The organism is Pseudomonas tremae, assembly GCF_023278125.1.
In the GTDB taxonomy this organism is placed as follows: Bacteria; Pseudomonadota; Gammaproteobacteria; order Pseudomonadales; family Pseudomonadaceae; genus Aquipseudomonas; species Aquipseudomonas tremae.
This window is the reverse complement of the sequence record NZ_CP066270.1, coordinates 5,683,618-5,704,001: the sequence shown is the minus strand read 5'-3', so window position 1 is coordinate 5,704,001 and position 20,384 is coordinate 5,683,618. Positions and strand designations below refer to the sequence as shown.

At 59.0% G+C, this 20,384-nt stretch carries 21 protein-coding genes; 14 read left to right on the top strand and 7 right to left on the bottom strand.

The features are described 5' to 3' along the window. Nucleotides 1-177: 177 nt before the first annotated feature. The gene (gene argH / locus I9H09_RS25900) at nt 178-1,572 is read right to left on the bottom strand and encodes an argininosuccinate lyase (RefSeq protein ID WP_005894629.1); all 1,395 of its coding nucleotides are present in this window, start codon (nt 1,570-1,572) and stop codon (nt 178-180) included. 134 nt (nt 1,573-1,706) lie between these two features. On the opposite strand from argH, the gene I9H09_RS25895 reads away from it, so the two are divergent. The 8 genes from I9H09_RS25895 (at nt 1,707) to I9H09_RS25860 (ending at nt 9,285) form a co-directional block, all read left to right on the top strand. Beyond that, the gene (locus I9H09_RS25895; protein ID WP_005894632.1) at nt 1,707-2,789 is read left to right on the top strand and encodes a sensor histidine kinase; all 1,083 of its coding nucleotides are present in this window, start codon (nt 1,707-1,709) and stop codon (nt 2,787-2,789) included. Next, entirely contained in the window at nt 2,786-3,532 is a 747-nt protein-coding gene (locus I9H09_RS25890) for a LytR/AlgR family response regulator transcription factor (protein ID WP_005894634.1), read from the top strand. The genes I9H09_RS25895 and I9H09_RS25890 overlap by 4 nt, the downstream gene beginning before the upstream one ends. A 241-nt stretch (nt 3,533-3,773) precedes the next feature. Further along, a complete protein-coding gene (gene hemC / locus I9H09_RS25885; RefSeq protein ID WP_122347422.1) occupies nt 3,774-4,715 on the top strand; it encodes a hydroxymethylbilane synthase in 942 nt (313 codons plus the stop codon). After that, nucleotides 4,712-5,488, top strand: a complete 777-nt coding sequence (locus tag I9H09_RS25880) for a uroporphyrinogen-III synthase (protein ID WP_122347423.1) — start codon at nt 4,712-4,714, stop codon at nt 5,486-5,488. The genes hemC and I9H09_RS25880 overlap by 4 nt, the downstream gene beginning before the upstream one ends. Nucleotides 5,489-5,538: 50 nt before the next feature. After that, nucleotides 5,539-6,660, top strand: a complete 1,122-nt coding sequence (locus I9H09_RS25875; protein ID WP_005894645.1) for a uroporphyrinogen-III C-methyltransferase — start codon at nt 5,539-5,541, stop codon at nt 6,658-6,660. Beyond that, nucleotides 6,657-7,901 carry a heme biosynthesis protein HemY gene (locus tag I9H09_RS25870; protein WP_005894648.1) on the top strand — a complete coding sequence of 415 codons (1,245 nt, stop codon included), beginning with the start codon at nt 6,657-6,659 and terminating at the stop codon, nt 7,899-7,901. Before I9H09_RS25875 ends, I9H09_RS25870 begins: the two co-directional genes overlap by 4 nt. 215 nt (nt 7,902-8,116) lie before the next feature. Beyond that, nucleotides 8,117-8,644: a disulfide bond formation protein B gene (locus tag I9H09_RS25865; RefSeq protein ID WP_236502347.1), complete on the top strand. Its 528-nt coding sequence runs from the start codon at nt 8,117-8,119 to the stop codon at nt 8,642-8,644. A gap of 167 nt (nt 8,645-8,811) precedes the next feature. After that, on the top strand, nt 8,812-9,285 hold the full coding sequence (locus I9H09_RS25860; protein ID WP_005894653.1) for an Rsd/AlgQ family anti-sigma factor: 474 nt from the start codon (nt 8,812-8,814) through the stop codon (nt 9,283-9,285). A gap of 88 nt (nt 9,286-9,373) precedes the next feature. Here the strand turns inward: I9H09_RS25860 and I9H09_RS25855 are convergent, their stop codons facing one another. Next, the gene (locus I9H09_RS25855) at nt 9,374-10,048 is read right to left on the bottom strand and encodes an FKBP-type peptidyl-prolyl cis-trans isomerase (protein ID WP_005894656.1); all 675 of its coding nucleotides are present in this window, start codon (nt 10,046-10,048) and stop codon (nt 9,374-9,376) included. Between the two features lie 216 nt (nt 10,049-10,264). On the opposite strand from I9H09_RS25855, the gene I9H09_RS25850 reads away from it, so the two are divergent. Next, nucleotides 10,265-11,221: an AlgP family protein gene (locus tag I9H09_RS25850; protein ID WP_122347424.1), complete on the top strand. Its 957-nt coding sequence runs from the start codon at nt 10,265-10,267 to the stop codon at nt 11,219-11,221. Here the strand turns inward: I9H09_RS25850 and I9H09_RS25845 are convergent. Beyond that, complete coding sequence (locus I9H09_RS25845) at nt 11,218-11,706, bottom strand: TIGR02444 family protein (protein ID WP_005894663.1); 489 nt, start codon at nt 11,704-11,706, stop codon at nt 11,218-11,220. The genes I9H09_RS25850 and I9H09_RS25845 overlap by 4 nt on opposite strands. 46 nt (nt 11,707-11,752) lie before the next feature. Here I9H09_RS25845 and I9H09_RS25840 point away from each other — a divergent pair, with 46 nt between their 5' ends. The 5 genes from I9H09_RS25840 (at nt 11,753) to I9H09_RS25820 (ending at nt 16,870) form a co-directional block, all read left to right on the top strand. Then, entirely contained in the window at nt 11,753-13,663 is a 1,911-nt protein-coding gene (locus I9H09_RS25840) for an ATP-binding cassette domain-containing protein (RefSeq protein ID WP_122347432.1), read from the top strand. 16 nt (nt 13,664-13,679) lie between these two features. Then, complete coding sequence (locus tag I9H09_RS25835; RefSeq protein ID WP_005894672.1) at nt 13,680-14,273, top strand: mechanosensitive ion channel family protein; 594 nt, start codon at nt 13,680-13,682, stop codon at nt 14,271-14,273. A gap of 67 nt (nt 14,274-14,340) precedes the next feature. Further along, entirely contained in the window at nt 14,341-14,973 is a 633-nt protein-coding gene (locus tag I9H09_RS25830) for a LysE family transporter (RefSeq protein ID WP_053931705.1), read from the top strand. A 243-nt stretch (nt 14,974-15,216) separates the two neighbouring features. Further along, the gene (locus I9H09_RS25825) at nt 15,217-15,957 is read left to right on the top strand and encodes a cysteine hydrolase family protein (RefSeq protein WP_122324367.1); all 741 of its coding nucleotides are present in this window, start codon (nt 15,217-15,219) and stop codon (nt 15,955-15,957) included. Nucleotides 15,958-15,976: 19 nt separating this feature from the next. After that, nucleotides 15,977-16,870, top strand: coding sequence for a LysR family transcriptional regulator (locus I9H09_RS25820; RefSeq protein WP_122324366.1), 894 nt, complete (start codon nt 15,977-15,979; stop codon nt 16,868-16,870). Nucleotides 16,871-16,890: 20 nt separating this feature from the next. Here the strand turns inward: I9H09_RS25820 and I9H09_RS25815 are convergent, their stop codons facing one another. From I9H09_RS25815 to I9H09_RS25800, 4 genes are read right to left on the bottom strand one after another with little or no spacing between them, the layout of a single operon-like run. Further along, entirely contained in the window at nt 16,891-17,631 is a 741-nt protein-coding gene (locus I9H09_RS25815; RefSeq protein ID WP_122324365.1) for a penicillin-binding protein activator LpoB, read from the bottom strand. 3 nt (nt 17,632-17,634) lie between these two features. After that, nucleotides 17,635-18,225: a penicillin-binding protein activator LpoB gene (gene lpoB, locus I9H09_RS25810; RefSeq protein WP_032618530.1), complete on the bottom strand. Its 591-nt coding sequence runs from the start codon at nt 18,223-18,225 to the stop codon at nt 17,635-17,637. 37 nt (nt 18,226-18,262) lie between these two features. Beyond that, nucleotides 18,263-18,625 carry a YcfL family putative periplasmic lipoprotein gene (locus I9H09_RS25805; protein ID WP_413038582.1) on the bottom strand — a complete coding sequence of 121 codons (363 nt, stop codon included), beginning with the start codon at nt 18,623-18,625 and terminating at the stop codon, nt 18,263-18,265. A gap of 32 nt (nt 18,626-18,657) precedes the next feature. Beyond that, a complete protein-coding gene (locus I9H09_RS25800) occupies nt 18,658-20,052 on the bottom strand; it encodes a COG3014 family protein (RefSeq protein WP_122324364.1) in 1,395 nt (464 codons plus the stop codon). Nucleotides 20,053-20,384 lie beyond the last annotated feature (332 nt).

Below are 20,384 nucleotides of genomic sequence, written 5' to 3'. Positions count from 1 at the left end.
ACAAGATGCGGGGATGATAACGGCGGGGTGCGCTGGAGGGAAATCGAGTGCTGCTGCGCCACGCATTCAGGATTGGACGCAGAGCGTCCAGAAAGGCATGCCGACGCGGAGCATCGGCACGATAGTTGTGGGCACAATAGTTGGGGTTATCGTTCCTCACGCTCTCTTTGGCTGTATTCAGCGCCCGGCCAGTAGCTCCTGGCCACGAACCACGGCGGCGCGGACCTGTTCAGGTGCGGTGCCGCCGATGTGGTTGCGGGCGTTGACCGAGCCTTCCAGGGTCAGTACGGCAAACACGTCCTGCTCGATCTGGTTGCTGAATTGACGCAGCTCTTCGAGGCTCATTTCCGCCAGATCCTTGCCGGTTTCCACGCCATATTTCACGGCATGACCGACGATTTCATGGCAATCACGGAACGGCAGGCCACGGCGTACCAGATAGTCGGCCAGGTCAGTCGCGGTCGAGAACCCGCGCAGAGCCGCTTCGCGCATGATCGCGTGCTTCGGTTTGATCGCAGGGATCATGTCGGCAAACGCACGCAGCGAATCGCGCAGGGTGTCGGCTGCGTCGAACAGCGGCTCCTTGTCTTCCTGATTGTCCTTGTTGTAAGCCAGAGGCTGGCCTTTCATCAGGGTCAACAAGCCCATCAGCGCACCGAATACGCGGCCGCTTTTGCCACGCACCAGTTCAGGCACGTCAGGGTTTTTCTTCTGCGGCATGATCGAACTGCCCGTGCAGAAGCGATCCGGCAGGTCAATGAACTGGAATTGCGCACTGGTCCAGAGCACCAGTTCTTCGGAAAAGCGCGACAGGTGCATCATGGCGATGGACGCTGCCGAGCAGAATTCGATGGCGAAATCGCGATCCGATACGCCGTCCAGCGAGTTGCCACCCACCACGTCGAAACCCAGCAGTTTGCAGGTCAGTTCACGATCGATCGGGTAGGTAGTGCCTGCCAGCGCAGCGCTGCCCAGTGGCATGCGGTTCAGACGCTTGCGGCAGTCCACCAGACGCTCGTAGTCGCGGCTGAGCATTTCGAACCAGGCCAGCATATGGTGGCCGAAGGTAACCGGCTGCGCCGTCTGCAAATGCGTGAAACCGGGCATGATGGTTTCGGCTTCGCGTTCCGCCTGGCCCAGCAGGCCTTTCTGCAGGCGTGTTATTTCGCTCAGGATCAGGTCGATTTCGTCACGCAACCACAGACGGATGTCAGTGGCCACCTGATCGTTGCGACTGCGCCCGGTATGCAGCTTCTTGCCGGTGATGCCAATGCGATCGGTCAGGCGTGCTTCGATATTCATGTGCACGTCTTCCAGATCGACGCGCCATTCGAAGCTGCCAGCCTCGATCTCGGCCTGGATGGTGTTCAGGCCCTCAACGATGGTATCGCGCTCGGCGTCGGTCAGAACGCCCACCTTGGCCAGCATGGTGGCGTGGGCGATGGAGCCCATGATGTCGTGGCGATACAAACGTTGATCGAAGGTGACGGAGGCAGTGAAACGCGCTACAAACGCGTCGACGGGTTCACTGAAGCGGCCGCCCCAGGACTGGTTGGTCTTGTCGGTGCTCATGGATTCACTCGTTGCTCAACAGAAAATGGCATGCCCGATACCTGGCACAAGGGCGGTAGCGATGATAACAGGGTTAATGCTTTTTTATCCCCGGAGCGCTTGCCGCTGACGAGGCCAAGGCCGAGACTGGAGCCATGCGAACCCAACCTGTGAAGCACGACGCTGGCCCCACCCCCGGCAAAGACTTTTTCCTCCCCGAACTGTGCCTGCCCCAGGCATTGCTGGTGCTCGTCGTTCTGTCCGAGCTGCTGGTGGTGGTGCTGGTCCTGGTCGAGCCAATGCGTGCAGGCTTCGACTGGGTACGCCTGGCACTGATGTCGCTGTTCGTGCAATGGATCGTGCTGCTGTCGGCTGCGTTGCTTTGTGGTCTGCGACCCTGGCTGGCGCGCCTTACGCCGGGGCTGGCGGGCATGCTCAGTTGCCTGCTGGTGGTCGGTCTCACTCTTTTATGCACCGCCGTGACAGATGTGTGTCAGCTTACTGGCAGGATCTCGGTCAGTGGGATGGTTGAACGCTACCTGCGTTATTCGACCATTGCGCTGATCATGTCGGCACTGATGCTGCGCTACTTCTACCTGCAGAGTCAGTGGCGCAAACAGCAGCAGGGCGAGCTGCGGGCGAGGATCGAATCGCTGCAGGCGCGCATCCGCCCGCACTTTCTGTTCAACACCCTCAACAGTATCGCGAGCCTGGTTGCCAGTAACCCGGTCAAGGCCGAGCAGGCGGTACTGGACCTTTCAGACCTTTTTCGTGCCAGTCTGGCCAAGCCGGGCAGCCTGATTACGTGGAGCGAAGAGCTCGCATTGGCAAAACGATATTTATCGATTGAGCAATATCGTCTTGGCGAGCGTCTACAGTTGGACTGGAGGGTGAGTGCAATTCCTGATGACTTGCCGATTCCCCAGCTAACCTTGCAGCCATTATTGGAAAACGCTTTGATTTATGGCATTGCTCCGCGTGTCGACGGGGGCGTTGTAACAGTCGAAGCGCACTATGAACGGGGGGAGTTCATGTTGATCGTCAGCAATCCCTATGAAGAAGTTGCCAACCGGCAGACTTCCAACGGTACTCAGCAGGCCCTGACAAACATCGGCGCACGTATTGCGGCACTTTTTGGTCCGCACGCCAGTCTGAGCGTGGAGCGCCGTGACGGTCGTCACTACACCTGTCTACGCTATCCTTGTGCGAGACTCACGCAGGAAGCCAGAGCTATATGAATGTCCTGATCGTTGATGACGAACCCTTGGCCCGCGAGCGACTGAGCCGCATGGTCAATGAAATAGAGGGTTATCGAGTACTGGAACCCAGCGCCGCCAATGGTGAAGAAGCCCTGGCGCTGATCGAAAGCCATAAACCCGATGTCGTACTGCTTGATATCCGTATGCCGGGCCTCGACGGCCTGCAGGTCGCTGCCAAACTGTGCGAGCGGGAAGCACCGCCCGCGGTGGTGTTCTGCACTGCCCATGACGAATTCGCCCTGGAAGCCTTTCAGGTCAGTGCGGTCGGCTATCTGGTCAAGCCTGTGCGCCCCGAGCACCTGCTTGAAGCACTGAAAAAAGCTGAACGTCCAAACCGTGTACAGCTGGCAGCCTTGACCCGGCCAGCCGCCGAAACAGGTTCAGGGCCGCGCAGCCATATCAGTGCTCGCACCCGTAAAGGCATCGAACTGATTCCGCTGGACCAGGTTATCTACTTCATCGCCGACCACAAGTACGTCACGCTGCGCCATGAAGGTGGAGAGGTGCTGCTGGACGAGCCGCTGAAGGCGCTGGAAGACGAGTTCGGCGACCGATTCGTGCGTATCCATCGCAATGCATTGGTGGCGCGCGAGCGAATCGAACGCTTGCAACGTACCCCGCTGGGGCACTTTCAATTGTTCCTCAAGGGTCTCAATGGCGATGCCTTGATCGTCAGCCGTCGGCATGTAGCGGGCGTTCGCAAAATGATGCAGCAGCTCTAGGGCCCCGACAGGGAAGCCGCCCGAGAGCCCGGAACGCCGAGACCGAGTCACAAAACTGATCGACATGTCAGGTCTGTGTGTTTTCCGGCCACTCGGTCCTCAACCCTCCTTGTCAGCCCTTCCAGCCACTGGCCGATTCGCCAATCGGAATCAGTGCGCTGCCGCGCGTTTTCAGTCAACGCTGAAGCTGTACCGGCTGAGCTGTTATTATCCGTGGCATCTACTCAGTACGGATTGTTCAATGTCCACTCGCGAAATCCGCATCGCTACCCGCCAGAGCGCGCTGGCGCTCTGGCAGGCCGAATACGTCAAGAGCCGCCTTGAACAGGCGCACCCCGGCCTGCTCGTCACGCTGGTGCCTATGGTCAGCCGCGGCGACAAGCTGCTTGATTCGCCTCTGTCGAAGATCGGCGGCAAGGGTCTGTTCGTCAAAGAGCTGGAAACAGCGCTGCTGGAAGATCGGGCCGACATCGCCGTTCACTCCATGAAAGACGTGCCGATGGACTTCCATCAGGGGCTGGGCCTGTTTTGCATCTGCGAGCGTGAAGACCCGCGCGATGCGTTTGTGTCCAATACCTTCGACAGCCTGCAGGCGCTGCCAGCCGGAAGCGTCGTCGGCACCTCAAGCCTGCGTCGCCAGGCCCAATTGCTGGCACGTAGGCCCGACCTGCAGATCCGCTTCCTGCGTGGCAACGTCAATACCCGTCTGGCCAAGCTGGATGCCGGTGAATACGATGCAATCATCCTCGCCGCTGCTGGCCTTATCCGCCTCGGCTTCGAAGACCGGATCACTTCGGCGATCAGTGTTGAAGACAGCCTGCCCGCAGGGGGGCAGGGCGCAGTAGGCATCGAATGCCGCAGCGTCGATGCCGAAATCCACGCCCTGCTGGCGCCCCTGCATCACGAAGACACTGCTGTGCGGGTGATTGCCGAGCGCTCGCTGAACAAGCACCTCAATGGCGGCTGCCAGGTGCCGATCGCCTGTTACGCCATTCTGGAAGGCGACGATGTCTGGTTACGCGGGCTTGTCGGCGACCCTTCCGGCAGTGTGCTGCTGCATGCCGAGGCCCGCGCCCCGCAAACATCAGCGCAGGCGCTGGGTGTAGAAGTCGCCGAAGCCCTGCTGGCCCAAGGCGCCGCCAAGATCCTCAAGGCTGTCTACGGCGAGGCCAACAACGAATGAGCACCTGGCGCCTGCTGCTGACCCGTCCCGCCGAGGAATCGGCTGCACTGGCAACCGTGCTGGCCGAGGTCGGCATTTTCAGCAGCAGTCTGCCCTTGCTTGAAACCGAGCCTTTACCCTTGACGCCCGCGCAGCGTTCGATCATTTTCGACCTGCTCAATTATTGTGCGGTGATCGTGGTCAGCAAACCCGCAGCGCGGCTGGCCATCGAACTGATTGATGAAGTGTGGCCGCAGCCGCCCATGCAACCATGGTTCAGCGTGGGTTCAGCGACAGGACAGATACTGATCGACTACGGCCTTGATGCGAGTTGGCCAGCACAGGGCGACGACAGCGAAGCCTTGCTCGGGCTGCCGCGCCTGAAGCAGGCGATTGCCGTACCGGGAAGTCGCGTGCTGATAATGCGCGGTGACGAAGGTCGCGAGCTGCTGGCCGAACAACTGCGTGAGCAAGGGGTGGGGGTTGACTACCTGCCGCTGTATCGCCGTTACCTGCCGCAGTACGCGCCTGAAGCGCTGGCGCAACGTGTGAGGGTGGAACGCTTGAACGGGCTGGTGGTCAGCAGTGGGCAGGGTTTTGAACATTTGCTTCAACTGGCCGGTGATTCATGGCCGGACCTGGCCGGTTTACCGTTGTTTGTTCCGAGCCCCAGAGTTGCCGGCATCGCCCGTGCAGCGGGTGCCCGGACAGTTATTGATTGCCGTGGCGCCAGCGCCGCGGCATTGCTGGCAGCGTTACGGGATCAACCCGAGCCTGCCGTCAAGGCGTATTGATCGACACCTGTCGTTTACGCTATTACGCCAAAATGCAAAGGATGGGATACGTGAGCGAAACAGCCTTGCCTAAAGACGAAGAATCGGTGTTGAAAACGCCTGCCTCCACGCCTGATCCGGTGCGCGTCGAGCGGACCGGAGCCCGCAGCAGCGGGCTGGTCTTCCTCGCATTATTGCTGGGCATCGCCGGTATCGCCGTGGCGGGTTGGGGCGTCTGGCAATTGCGCATGCTCCAGGCCGGACACCAGCAGCAGCGCGGCCAGGTCGAAGACATCGCCGAACAGACACTGGTGCTGGCTCAGAATGACCAGCAACTGAGTGCGCGTCTTGCGCAGCTTCCTCCTGCCGATCAACTGGAAGACAGCCGTCGCCTGGTCGCGCAATTGCAGGGTGATCAGCAGCGTCTCAGCCAGCGTCTCGAAACCGTTCTCGGGGCAAGCCGCAAGGACTGGCGTCTGGCCGAAGCCGAGCATTTGCTGCGTCTGGCCAGCCTGCGCCTCTCGGCGCTTCAGGATATAAACAGTGCCAAGGCGCTGGTTCAGGGCGCCGATGAAATTCTGCGCGAACAAGACGATCCGGGCTCTTTTGCTGCCCGCGAGCAATTGGCCAAAAGCCTTGCTGCACTGCACAGCATCGAGCAGCCAGACCGTACAGGGCTGTTCCTGCAACTGGCTGCCTTGCGCGATCAGGTCACGCAGCTCAACAAGCTGGCCCCCGAGTATGAAGACAAGGGCGAGTCGCTTCTGGGCCTGACCTCGGACAAGACCGAGCAAAGCCGCTGGTCGCAATGGTGGGATCAGATTTCCCGTTATTTCCGTGTCGACTTCAACGCCGACAAAGACATTCGTCCGATATTGGCAGGGCAGAGCCTGGCGCAGGTTCGTCTGGCCCTGAGCCTGGCGCTGGAGCAGGCACAATGGGCAGCGCTTAACGGCGAGCCTGAGGTGTATAGCAAAGCCATCACAGAGGCGCAGAGTGTCCTGAAAGCCAACTTCGATCAGGACGACCCGCAGGGCAAGGCACTCGTTCAGGGCCTTGATGCACTGGCCAGCCAGCCGGTATCGGTCAAGACTCCTGATCTGGCACCAAGCCTGAGTGCGGTTCAGGCTTACCTTGAACGCCGCCACGCCGCCGGCAAACCAGCCGAGGCGCAGCAAGGGGCCAGCCGATGAAGCGCTTCTATGTGCTGTTGTTTATCGCTATCGTCGCTGCGGCGCTGATCGGTGTTGCAGTCGCTGAACATTCCGGCTACGTGCTGATCGCCTATCAGAACTTCCGCTACGAATCGAGCCTGTGGGCGACGCTGGCGCTGCTGGTCGCCGTTCTGCTGGTGATAGCCGCCATCAGGTTGGTGATAACGCTGCTGACGACATCGGGAGGCGTGGTCAACCCGTGGTCGCGCCGTAACCGCAGCCGTCGAGTGCAGCTGGCGATCGAACAAGGTCAGATGGACCTGGCTGAAGGCCGCTGGTCCAGCGCACAGCGTCATCTGCAACGTGCGGCTGAAGCTGATGCTCACCCTCTGCTCTACTACATCGGTGCTGCTCGCGCAGCCAACGAACAGGGTCGCTACGAGGACTGCGACGCTCTGCTGGAGCGCGCCCTGGAGCGTCAGCCGCAGGCAGAGCTGGCCATCGCCCTGAACCACGCCCAGTTGCAGCAGGACCGTGGCGATACCGATGGCGCACTCACTACGCTGCAGGCGATGCACCAGCGTCATCCGCATAACCCTCAGGTTCTTCGCCAGTTACAGCGCCTGTATCAGCAGCGCGGCGAGTGGTCCGATCTGATTCGCCTGATGCCCGAGCTGCGCAAGGACAAGGTCCTGCCGCCCAAGGAGCTGGCGGAACTGGAGCGCCGCGCCTGGGGCGAAAACCTCACGCTCGCCGCTTACCGCGACGACACCGATGGCGCCCTGACGGGCCTGCCTTCGCTGGAAAAAGCCTGGCAAGGCCTTAGCGCAGCGCAGCGTCAGGAACCGCAACTGGTGCAAGCCTATGCCGATCAGTTGCGTCGTCTGGGCGCCGAAGCTCAGGCTGAAGAAGTGCTGCGCGTTGCGCTCAAACGTGAATATCACAGCCCCCTTGCACGACTATACGGGCTGGTACGCGGCGGCGATCCGTTGAAGCAGTTGCAGGTCGCGGAAGGCTGGCTCAAACATCACCCTGCCGATCCGAGCCTGCTGTTGAGCCTGGGGCGCATCTGCCTGCAAGGCCGACTGTGGGGCAAGGCAAGGGATTATCTGGAAAGCAGCCTGCGTCTCGAACGAAACCCGGAAACCTGCGCGGAGCTGGCTCGCCTGCTGGCGCAACTGGGTGAAACGGACCGAAGCAATAAACTGTTTCAGGAAGGTTTGGGTCTGCTCGACGAACGTCTTCTGTCACGGACGTTGCCCACGCTGACCAAGGCATAAAGATGCCAGAGGGCCCTGTTCAAGGGCTCTTTTTACCTGCCCTGCAACCTTGCGCACTGGCACGCAGGAACCTTCCTACGTCGATGAGTAAAATAACCGCATTGCAGCGTGATTGTTTTCCTCGGTAAACAGCGACGCATCCGTACGCAGCCACCTTGAAAGCGCCGAGGCCTTTCCTCTACCGTAATCGCCTCGTCCTTTGTTACGGATTTGCCATGTATCTGGCTCGTTCACGCTTTCTGTTTTTTCTGGCATGCCTGGCATGTGCATTGATCATCGGAACCGCTGTTTTTCTCCAGCAAGCCTTTGGTCTTGAGCATTGTGTGCTGTGCGTCGTACAGCGGGCCTTGTTTGTCGCCTGTGGTCTTCTGGCACTGGCAGCCGCCTGCCACGCGCCAGGCTGCAAAGGCTGGCGCCGCTACAGCTTCTGGCTGTTGCTGATCGCCCTCGCGGGGGCAGGCACGGCAGGTGCTCAGGTCTGGCTGCAAACGGCTTCAGCCGATCAACTGATCCCGTTCATTGCCAGGCTGGAATACGTACTGGGCCTGCTTTCCCTGGACACGTGCGTTGACCGCCTGCGAAATGACGCAATGCTCTGCGCAGAGGTTACCTGGTCACTGTTCGGTATCAGCCTGCCCGAGTGGAGCCTGCTGGCGTTCACAGGCCTGGTTCTGCTGCCTCTGTACCCTCTTTTCAGCGAATTCAGTCACTGGCTGAAAGACCAGGGGCAGGGCGCGCATTAAACGCTTGTATGAACTTTATCTCCTGCGTACCTTGATGGGCTAGTCGAGCGGGCATAATCTGGGCCGCACGCGTCACTGGAAACAGGCTGTCCTGACGCCCCGTCAGGCGAAAGCCTGATCAACAGGCTGGTACAGGACCGCACGCCCTAAAGGGAAGAGAGAAGACCATGCTGGAAAGTTGTCAGAATGCGCAGGAACGCTGGGGCGGGGTCAATAAGCTGATTGATCGCTGGCTACAAAGCCGCCTCGAACTGATCGAAGCCTACGACGCACTGGGTGACACACCCGAAGCATTGGCAGCCGATCGTGAAGGTCTGCAGAATTTTTGCGGCATCCTGGTAGACTACGTCTCGGCCGGGCACTTTGAAGTGTATGAGCAACTGGGTGACGAGGCCCGGGCGTTCAATGATGAGCGCGGGCTTGAACTGGCGGATACGATCTACCCCCGCCTGGACGTGATCACCAAGTTTGCATTGACGTTCAATGACCGTTGCGACAAGGGCGATTGCTCGGACGCTGCTGTGGTGGCCAAGGAGTTCAACCAACTGGGGCGCCTGCTGCACGAACGCTTCGAACTCGAAGACTGCCTGATCGAAGTGCTGCACACGTCTCACAAAGAAGACATCGCCGCTCAGGTCTGAACGATCACTGCGCCGACACTCCAGAGAAATACCGTTGCCAAAGGGTGCGTTCGCACCCTTTTTGCATTTTTGAACGCCAGCTGGCTAATTACTGTGAAACCGCGACCAGTTCTATTTCGAACACCAGCGGCGTGAACGGATCAATCAGGTCACCTGCGCCCTCGGCGCCATAGGCTTGGTCCGACGGTATTACCAGCCGCCACTTCGCACCAGTCGGCATATTCTGCAGGGCGCTGGTCCAGCCGCTGATCACGCTGTCGAGCCTGAACCATTGAGGTTGAGTGCTCTGATCGAAAATCGTGCCGTCCGGCAGGCGACCCACATAACGCACTTCAACCCGGCCGTTCACATCCGGCTTGGGGCCTGTGCCTGGGGTCAGCTCAGTCATGAGAATGCCATCGGCCAGTACCTTTACGCCCGGTTTGGCCTTCTCGCTTTCCATGAAACGCCGCTCCGCGCCCAATGCCGCTTCAGTCGGCGCATCCGTACCTGCAGTCTCGGCTTGCGCAACCGCTGCGTCGTGCTCGCGCAGAATCTGGTCGATGCGCTCTTGCTTGAGCGCCAGCGGTTTGCCCTGATAGGCCTGCTTCAGGCCTTCGACCAGCGCCTTGAGATCAAGATCGGGGACTTCCTGGTGCAGACGCTCGCCAAGACTGGCTCCCAGACTGTATGCAAGATCATGGCTGTCATTGGCCGATGGTGCTTCGGCGGCCTGGGCCAAGGGTAGCAAGAGGAACAACGACGTTAACAGGTAGCGCGACATTAATGCTCTCCGGCCTGGGAAGTCAGCGATTATGCCAGCGCCAGGGCGTGTAGTGACGAGTGTTGCGAAGTGAATTTCACAATGCCTGCGCATCGTATCGAGCAATCATTTTTTGCAGTATGCAACAGCGCATCGTTAGTGGTGTCAAGATGCCCTAGCGGCGATGCGCGCAGAAGCCTAGTATGAGCCGCAATTTCGTCACCCAGGAGGTAAGTCATGTCGGCCAAAAAGAAGCCAGTAAATACTCCGTTGCATTTGCTCCAACAATTATCGGGCAGCTTGCTTGAACATCTGGAAGACGCCTGTTCCCAAGCTTTGGCTGATGCTGAAAAACTGCTCGCCAAGCTTGAGAAACAACGCGGCAAGGCGCAGGAGAAACTGCACAATTCCCGCATCAAGCTGCAGGATGCTGCCTCCGCCGGAAAATCCAAGGCACAGACCAAGGCGAAAGACGCCGTGTCTGAACTTGAAGAACTGCTCGATGCACTCAAAGAGCGCCAGACTGAAACACGCACCTACATTCTGCACCTCAAGCGCGACGCTCAAGAAAGCCTCAAGCTGGCACAGGGTATTGGTCGTGTGAAAGAAGCCGTCAGTAAAATCCTGACCACTCGCAGCGCCAAGCCTGTCACGCCCAAAGTCGTTGCCAAGGCACCGGCCGCAAAAGCGCCGGCAAAAGCACCAGCCAAGGCAGCTGTAAAGGCACCGGCTAAAACTGCCGCTGCCAAGCCCGTCGCCAAAGCAGCTGCCAAGCCTTCAGCAGTTGCGAAACCGGCTGCAAAACCAGTAACCAAACCAGCAGCAGTCAAGGCGCCAGTGAAAGCGGCGGCCAAGCCTGCTACCCGGACTGCCGCAGCAGCCAAGCCCGCTGTCGCTAAAGCAACTGCCGCCAAACCAGTTGCTGCCGCCAAGCCTGCCGCTGCCAAACCCGCAGCCAGAAGCGCCGCAAGCAAAGCGCCCGCGACCAAAACTACTGCCAGCACTGCAGCCAAACCAGCCGCCGCCAAGCCGGCTGCCAAAGCGCCGGTAAAAGCACCTGCGAAAGCAGCAGCCAAGCCTGCTGCGGCAAAACCGGCTGCACCTGCCGCTGCCAAGCCAGCATCTGCGCCGGCGGCTCCAGCCGCTGCACCGGCAAAACCTGCCGACAGCGTGACGCCAACCAGCGCTTCCTAAGCCTGGTCGTCGGTTCGACCCACCGCAATGCGCAGCACATGCAGCGCATTGCGGTTTTCTTCTGTTGGCCCGGTTGCATCACTGTCGACAAGCCCGATCAGCCACTCCTCCGCATCCCTTGCTTCGCCAGCTGGCCAGTCCCCCGTCAGCCCCTCGAGCTTCAGCATCAGACTCTGCTCGGCTTCAAGTTCCAGTGCCTTGACCTTCGCCCGCAGCCCGCCAAGCGCAGCGTCCTCAAGCGCCGCATTTCGCCATTCATTGCGCAAATCCCGCAGCGGACGCACCACATCATCGTGCCAAGGCGTCGCCAGTTGTCTTATTTGCAGCAATCTTTGCGCGTTGCAGGCTACTTCACGCGTGCCAAGCCAGACCCCGCAAAGCACCATGCACACGTTGCCCCCGTTGGCTTGCAGCGTCAGACAAGCCTGCTCCACACCCGGCCGGGTGTAGAAATCGAGGGTGAAACTCCAGAGCGCTGAAGGCATAGTGATCCACCTGTTCAGGACGAAGCTGGTAGACTCCGCCGCCATTATGATTCGACTTCAAAGCCTTACCTTACAGCGTGGTCCGCAACGTCTGCTAGAAGACGCCGAGCTGACCATGCACGCCGGCCATAAAGCCGGTCTGATCGGTGCCAATGGCGCCGGTAAATCCAGCCTGTTTGCCTTGCTGCGCGGCGAGCTGACGCCCGACGCCGGCGATTGCCTGTTGCCCGCCGACTGGCGCATCGCTCACATGCGCCAGGAGGTCGATACCCTTGAGCGCATGGCGGTGGACTACGTGCTTGATGGCGATGAGCGTCTGCGCGAAGTGCAGGGTTCGCTGGCCGAAGCCGAGGCGGCTCAGGACGGGGCGGCTCAGGCGCGTCTGCATTCGGAGCTCGACAGCGCCGACGGCTACACCGCTGATGCGCGCGCGCGCAAGCTGCTGGCCGGTCTGGGGTTCACCAACGAACAGATGGAACGACAAGTCGGCAGTTTCTCCGGCGGCTGGCGGATGCGCCTGAACCTGGCGCAGGCACTGATGTGCCCTTCGGACCTGCTGCTGCTCGACGAACCGACCAACCACCTGGACCTCGACGCCATTCTGTGGCTTGAGGACTGGCTCAAGAGTTATCCCGGAACCTTGCTGCTGATTTCCCACGACCGGGACTTTCTCGATGCCGTGGTCGATCACATAGCCCACGTCGAGCAGCGCAAGATCACTCTGTATCGTGGTGGCTACAGCGCCTTTGAACGGGCCCGCGCCGAACGTCTCGCTCAGCAGCAGCAAGCGTACGAGAAGCAGCAGGTGCAACGTGCGCACATGGAGAAGTACATTGCGCGCTTCAAGGCCCAGGCCACCAAGGCCCGTCAGGCCCAGAGCCGCATAAAGGCGCTAGAGCGCATGGAGGAGTTATCCGCCGCGCACGTCGATTCGCCGTTCAACTTCGTCTTCCGTGAGTCCGACAAGATCTCCAGCCCCTTGCTGGACCTGTCCGACGCGCGTCTGGGTTACGGCGACAAGACCGTACTGGAGAAGGTCAAACTGCAACTGACGCCTGGCGCGCGCATCGGCCTGCTCGGTCCCAACGGAGCGGGCAAGTCGACGCTGATCAAGAACCTCGCAGGCGAGCTTGAGCCGCAGAGTGGGCGACTGGTCCGCGGCGAAAACCTCACCGTCGGTTACTTTGCCCAGCATCAACTCGACTCACTGGACGCCAAGGCCACGCCATTGCTGCACTTGCAGCGTCTGGCGCCCACTGAACGCGAGCAGACACTGCGCGACTTCCTCGGCGGCTTCGACTTTCGGGGCGCGCGTCTGGACGAACCGGTGCTGAATTTTTCCGGTGGCGAAAAAGCCCGACTGGCGCTGGCACTGATTGCCTGGGAAAAACCCAACCTGTTGCTGCTCGACGAACCGACCAACCACCTGGACCTGGAAATGCGCCTGGCGCTGACCATGGCCCTGCAGGAGTTTGGGGGCGCGGTACTGGTGGTGTCTCACGATCGACACTTGCTGAAAAGCACCACCGATGACTTTCTGCTGGTGGCCGACGGCCGCGTGCAGGAGTTCGATGGCGATCTGGACGACTACACGCGCTGGCTGGCGGATTACCGTTTGCGTAACGCGCCGGTCAGCACCACGCCGGTCAACGCCGACAAGACCGACAAGAAAGCCCAGCGCCAGCAAGCTGCGGCGTTGCGTCAGCAACTGGCCCCGCACAAGCGTGAAGCCGACAAGCTGGAACGCGACTTGGGGTTGGTGAACGAAAAGCTCGCCAAAGTCGAAGAGGCACTGGCCGACAGCGCCAACTACGACGCTGCCAACAAGGACAAACTACGCGATCTGCTGGCCGAGCAAGCGAAGCTGAAAGTGCGCGAGTCCGAACTGGAGGACGCGTGGATGCAGGCGCTGGAACTGCTTGAGTCCATGCAGGCAGAACTGGAAGCACTGTCGTGAGCGAGGCAAGGGATTGATGGAAGTCTTGGGGTTGCAGATATCCGCCTACTGGATTGAGCCTGTGCTGATCGGCGTGCAAATTCTGCTGATCCTGCTGGCCGGTTATGTTTTGCAGCGGGTCGTGGGTGGTTTTCTCACCGGCCTGGGAGAGCGTTATCCATTGCCGCCAGAGCTGCTGGTGCCGGTTCGCGGAGGGCTGCGCTGGCTGATCATGGGCAGCGCATTTGTGTTCGTGCTGGGCAGGCTAGGGGTTTCAGCCACAGTACTGTGGACGGCGCTGTCCGGCTTCGTGGCCGTGGCGGCGGTTGCGTTCTTCGCAATGTGGAGCGTCCTGTCGAACCTGCTCTGCGCCATTCTGATCTTCACCATCGGGCCGTTCCGCATCGGCGACATGGTTGAGCTGGTCGACACACTGGACAAGCCCGGCGTGAAAGGCCGAGTCGTCGCCATCAACCTGATGTTCACCACGCTTATCGAGACGCCAGAAGCCGGCGGCGCGCTGGTTCAGGTGCCCAATAGCCAGTTCTTCCAGAAGTCGGTGCGTCGCTGGCGCGGCAGCGACCTGTTTCCGCAGATGGTGGTCGCAAAGCAGCCGGATGAGCAGGATTGAAAACAGTTAGCCTTCCCAAGCATTAACCACTAATTTATCGGGCATTCGACTTTGCTTGAGGTGCGTCATGGCGCTTGAAACGTGGCTGGGCTTTTTCGCGGCCTGCTGGATCATCAGTCTTTCTCCCGGCGCAGGCGCTATCGCCTCGATGTCCTGCGGCCTGCAATACGGCTTCTGGCGTGGCTACTGGAATGCCTTGGGCCTGCAGATCGCACTGGTGGCCCAAATAGCGATTGTCGCGGCAGGGCTTGGCGCGATATTGGCAGCCTCCGAGATGGCGTTCACACTGATCAAGTGGTTTGGCGTGGCGTACCTGGTCTATCTGGGCATCAAGCAGTGGCGTGCGCTGCCCACCGACCTTGGCGACGAATCTGCCGTGCGCCCCGTTGGCAAACCGATGACACTGGTAATGCGCGGCTTTCTGGTCAATATCAGCAACCCCAAAGCAATGGTTTTCATATTGGCGATTCTGCCGCAATTCATTGATCCGGCTGCGCCATTGCTGATCCAGTACGTGATCATCGCCGCAACCATGGTCGTGGTCGACCTGATCGTCATGGCGGGCTACACCGGGCTGGCGTCGAAAGTGTTGCGCCTGCTCAAGACACCTCGCCAGCAACGCCGCCTGAACCGCACCTTTGCAAGCCTGTTCGTGGGCGCGGCGGGCTTCCTGGCGACTTTGCATCGCGGCACGGCGTAGCCACTCATTCTGCGCTCATGAAAGCTCATTGTTGCGCGCTTGCGCCCTCAGGGGAGAAGCGTGCGGTGGGCAAATGAACATTCCATAACATTCAATTTTTTAAGGCGTTTCCTACAAGAAAAAGGGACATGTTCTCTTTTTGTCTGTGCAAATCAGGAACAAGATCTGTTCGGGTTGATGGCTGGCTACGTAAAACGTGCGCTTCTAAAGTGGCCTCTCACCTCACCCACAGGATTCGCCAACATGTTTTCAAATACCCTGATCGCCTTTACTCAGCCCGCCACTCGCTGGTTTGGCAAGCCTCTCAAACTGTTTATGGCAGGTCTCGGACTGCTCGGTGCCAGCCTTTCCGTTGCTGCATCCAGTGAAGGCAATACACACCCCACCTTGCGCGCCTTGTCGGGCGTCTCGCCTGTCGATCATTTGCAGGCAGCGACCACAGCGTTGGTGGTTATCGACTTCCAGAACGAGTACTTCACCGGCAAGTTACCAATCCCGGATGGCATACAGGCGCTCGACAACGCCCGACGCCTGATCAACTTTGCCGATCAGTCGGGCATCCCGGTGTTTCATGTCCAGCACGTAGCGCCGAAAGACTCACCGCTGTTTGCCGAAGGGAGTCACGAAGCGCAATTCCATCCCTTGATGCAACCCCGTGCTCAAGACCAACATGTACAGAAGAGCACCGTAAGCGTGTTCGCCAGTACTGATCTGGACAGTCAGCTGAAAGCCCGCGGAATCAAGACCGTTATTCTGGCAGGCCTCATGACTCATGCGTGCGTCGCCGGAGCCGCCAGGGATGCAACCCCGCTGGGCTACACTGTAGTGGTAGCCGCAGATGCATCGGCCACTCGGGCGATAACCCGGTTTGATGGCAACTCCGTGACCAGCCAGCAACTGCATCAGGCAGCCCTGACTGAAATTGAAGACACCTTCGGGGATGTGCTGTCGACAGACCGCATCACAGAGTTGTCTCTGCGCTAGGCACATCGGGGGAAGGTTCTTGAACCAGTTGCACGCCATCAAGGCTTTTCGCAGCCTCGTCGAGGCCGGGAGTTTTTCCTTGGCAGCAGAGCGTCTGAACACCACACATTCGACGATCTCCAGGCACTTGCAGCAACTGGAACACGCCTTGGGTGCGCAACTGGTAAACAGGACCACTCGCCATCTGAGTGTGACCAGTGCCGGAGAACACTATTATCTGGCCTGTATCGACATACTCGACCGTCTGGATCAGGCAGCGCTGTCAGTCTCGTGTGCCAGCCAAAAGCTTGGCGGCTCCCTGCGAATCAGTGTACCGATGGTCATCGGCACTCTGGAGCTGGCCGGTTGGTTGCCTGCTTTTCAGAAGCGCTACCCGGAGATACGTCTCGAGTTGAGTTGTAGCGACCGGTTTGTCGATCTGGTCGCGGGAGGGTTTGATCTGGCTTTGCGTATCGCAGAGTCTTTGACAGATACCACCCTTGCAGCAAGGCTTCTCGCCGTATCGGAGGTTCGTCTGGTGGCGTCACCTGGCTATATCGCTCGCCATGGTCTGCCACGCACAGCAAACGACTTGCAGCATCATCAGTTGTTGGGGTTCTCTGGTGGCCATGCAGAATGGCTACTGACCTCGGCCACGGGTCAGCCTGAGCGCATAAGGCCAGCAGGCATGCTACGCAGCGATTCGATTGCAGCCTTGCACGCTGCTGCACTGGCAGGTTCGGGCATTGCTGCCTTCACTGACATCACTGTCAGACAACCATTGGCGCAAGGGCAGCTCGTGACAATTCTGCCCGACTGGAGCCTTGGGCAGCGTCGCTATCATGCGCTTTACCCGCAAACCCGCTACGTATCTCCATGGGTACGCGCTTTCATCGACTTCATGGTTGAGCATTACCGAGGCGCGTCTGGCTGACCTGGGTTGCTCTTGCACTGCTAGCGCAAGATTCGCGGTGCTTCATCTCTCGGCAGGCTATTTTGTGGCTCGCGTCGTTCGGTGAACCCGATCTCGCCACGCAACTGCTCACGTAACTGACGAGTGACGTCTTCACCGATGGACCTTGAGACTTCCCGAACAACCAGACCGCGATTGTGCGAGACCTTGATGTCACGCCCGTTCACCAGCTTTGTGTCCTGCCCCTCACCCATAGCGGTGAAGGCCGAGGTGACCTCGAAAGTACGTGTGTTGATCAGGCTGAAATCGGCAACAAGGGTTAGTCCAAGAATCGCCGAATGACTATTGGTGTTGGCTATTTCGCCGACGTCCTCGCGAAAGTCGATGTCCGAGACAGTCCCGAACAACACATAGTCTGCGCCTTTGAAGTGGCCGTCCTTGATACGCTTGATAACGTCGTAGACATCTTCCTTGGAGCCAGTGGTGTAAGGCGTACCCTGCACCAACTGGAACATCCCGGACTTTAGAATCTCGCCCTTGATGTCACCACTGAATTTGCGCAGCTCACTTTGCTCGATATAGCTGGTCCGCGACTCGTATTCGTCATAACTGGACGACGCTCGGGTACTGTAGTAATCCGCGCTCAGGGTGGAGCGTGCAGAAACGTTATGGATGTATTGCTCCACACGCTCCTGAAATGCCATATCCGTCACTGCCACCTTCGGGGCCGCCTGCGCCCCTATGGCGCAGACCAAGCTGATAATTCCGATCCATGCGCGCATTGATTAACGCTCCGTGGTTTTACGAATTTCTTTTTCATCCATCCACTCTGCAAGACCGCTTTCGACGTCAACCAATTGCAGGCTGAACTTGTAGAAGACGTCCTTGTAGTCGGCGCTGCGCTTGACGATGGAACTGATCGAGCCTTCCAGGCGATATTTGGCGGCGATCATGTTGCCGGTCTTGGCAACAGTGGTTTTCTTATACAGACCGCTCTGGTTTTGCAGCTTGAGCTGATCGACCTGGTTCTGCATCTGGTTGTCATCACTGGCAAAACGGGCTGTGCCGCTTTTCATCAACTGGGTCTTGATCGACGTGGTGATTTCACGGGTGTCGATATACTCGCTGGTCTTGTTCTTCACATCGTAGACCTGGACAACCGGGCGCCCTTGCAGGATGCCTGACTGGGCCAGAGAGCGAGTCATGCTTTCCGCGATCATTTGCAGATCGGTAGAGCCGAACTCATTGGTGATTGTCTCGACAGCCTTGGTGTCGCCGTAACTGATGTTCTTGCTGCCCAGACCCGGTGAGGTATTGGCACAGCCGTTAATCAGCAGTGCAGCGGCAGCGATGAAGCAAAAACGTTTGAACAGCATTGTTTGATTCTCCAGAACCGAAAAATGGGCTATGAGCTCAAGGCGTATTGATTTCGATGCGGAAATCGGTAGCGCGCGGGACCGGCGCAATGGCTGGCAGCACGGCGCTTTGCGAGCCATACAGCGTCATGCTTTTCCAGCTTTCTTCATCGGCAACAGGGAAGCCATCGTTGCCCAGCCAGGCGAAGCGGTAATACATCATCTTGTTACGGCTGCTGGTGTTGGTCAGTTGTGCCTTGACCGTCAGGAAGCCATTTTCGCGTGCAACGCGCATGGCCCCGACTTCAATATTTTTCATCTTGCCCATCACTACTACCTTGCTGGCAGCACTGCCCGGAGCGGGCGGCGGCGGGGTAGCGCAGCCAGCCAGCCAGCAGGGCGAGGGCCAGCACGCCGAAATACTTCATGCACATGGAAAGTCTCCGTTCAGGGTTATTTGGCGGTGGCTATGGCCTGCGGCACGTTCGACGGATTGACCTGCGCCGCGAGACTGCCCGCAAACACCTGACTGCCCAAGGCACGCAAGGAAACCACCTGGTAGCGTTGATCGACCTTGACCCGCACGTGGGAACCGCCCAGTGAGTTGGGCAGGATGATCTGATGCTCGCCATGCGTCAGACGCAAACGAGCGACGAGCGTATTGTCCGGCAACGTGCGCCAGGTACGTGTGTCGGCACCTTCGGTAACGGCCGAAGCAATTCCCACCGCAAGACCTGCCAGCGGGTTGACGTCGTTGAGTTGCTTTTGCGCAACACCACGGGTGATGGCGCGCACCGTGGTCCGCAGGATGATGCCCGGCATGTCGTCACGCAGCGCACGGCGTGACATGGTTGTGGTGCTGTTGAGCAGAGTGAGATTGAGTGGCTGGCCGTCCAGCACGATCTGGTTGAACGTCGGCGTGGTGGTATCCGCCGTTATGACCGGGAAAGACAACGGCGTGATGACCAGATTTCCGCTGATCGGCAGCGGCAATGGAATGCTCACCGAACCACGGGCAGGGGCAAAGCCACTCTGCACAATGATCAGCACCTCACTGTTACCGTCCTTGCTGACAGCGGCGTCGAGATCCTTGATGGCCTGTTCCAGCAATGGTGTGTTGGGCCGTAGTTCGGCCGCTTTGCGATAGCCCGGCGCAGCGAGGCCCTTTTCGCCCAGCGCTTCATAGACAAAGCCCGCCAGATAATGACTGAACGCGCTCTGGTAGCTGTTTTTCAGGCTGATGACTTCCGGGGCGTCAAGCAAGGCCACCGGATAGCCACGCAGCTCCTTGAATTGGGTTTTAACGCCTTGATTCTCGGCTTCGTGCTCGCTTTTCAGGTACTCCTTGTCACGCAGTTCGGCAATGACCGCTTCGCGTTCGTGAGTTTTCTTTATCTCGGTCCGGGCACCTTCGAAGTCGTTGCAAGCCAGCAGGTTGAGCGCCATCTGGGTGGTCAACATGACTTTTTCGTAGTCGTAGCCTTCGTAGCGACGCACCTTGTCGTTCACCAGAAAGCTGCCGAAGCTGGCCAGATACTTGTCGGTATCGAGCTTGACTGACTCCTCCCACTTGAACACCGTCCGATCAGCCGTGCGCCATGCGATCTGGCTGCCGCTGAAATCGCCTTTGGCGCGTAGCAGCTCGCCTTTCTCAAAGTAGTAGAGAAGGTCTTTATCTTCGCCCGTGTTGTTTTTCTCCAGCGAACCCAGTGCAGCGTCAACATTGCCGCTGGCCAGCTGCTGGCTGGTTTCCTTCAGTTCTGCGTCGTAGCTACGAAAAGCAGAGCAGCCTGCCAATTGCGTCGCAATGATCAATACGAGCGCGGTCAAGGCACGAGGAGAAGACATGGTGCTTTCTATTCCCTTAGTGATTGCAGAGGCGAGAGGCGCCTGCCATGCAGTCCATGGTCAAACAGCAGTGCTGTCTGAGTGTCGTTTACACAACCGAATCAAGGTGGTGGCGAAAGCGCGGGAGTATAAACTGCGAAACGTTTAAAGCAATGGCATTTTGATATCTCACATGTCTTTCAGACTTTTCCCACTTCCAACCCACCTGTTGTCGGCAACGTGACTGGGTTTTCCAGCGTTTCCTGAAAAATTCAGTAACAAAAACCTGTCATCACTCTTGAGTAGCGCTCTGGCTGAGTTAACAATGCAACGCATCGCATTCTTACTGAGAT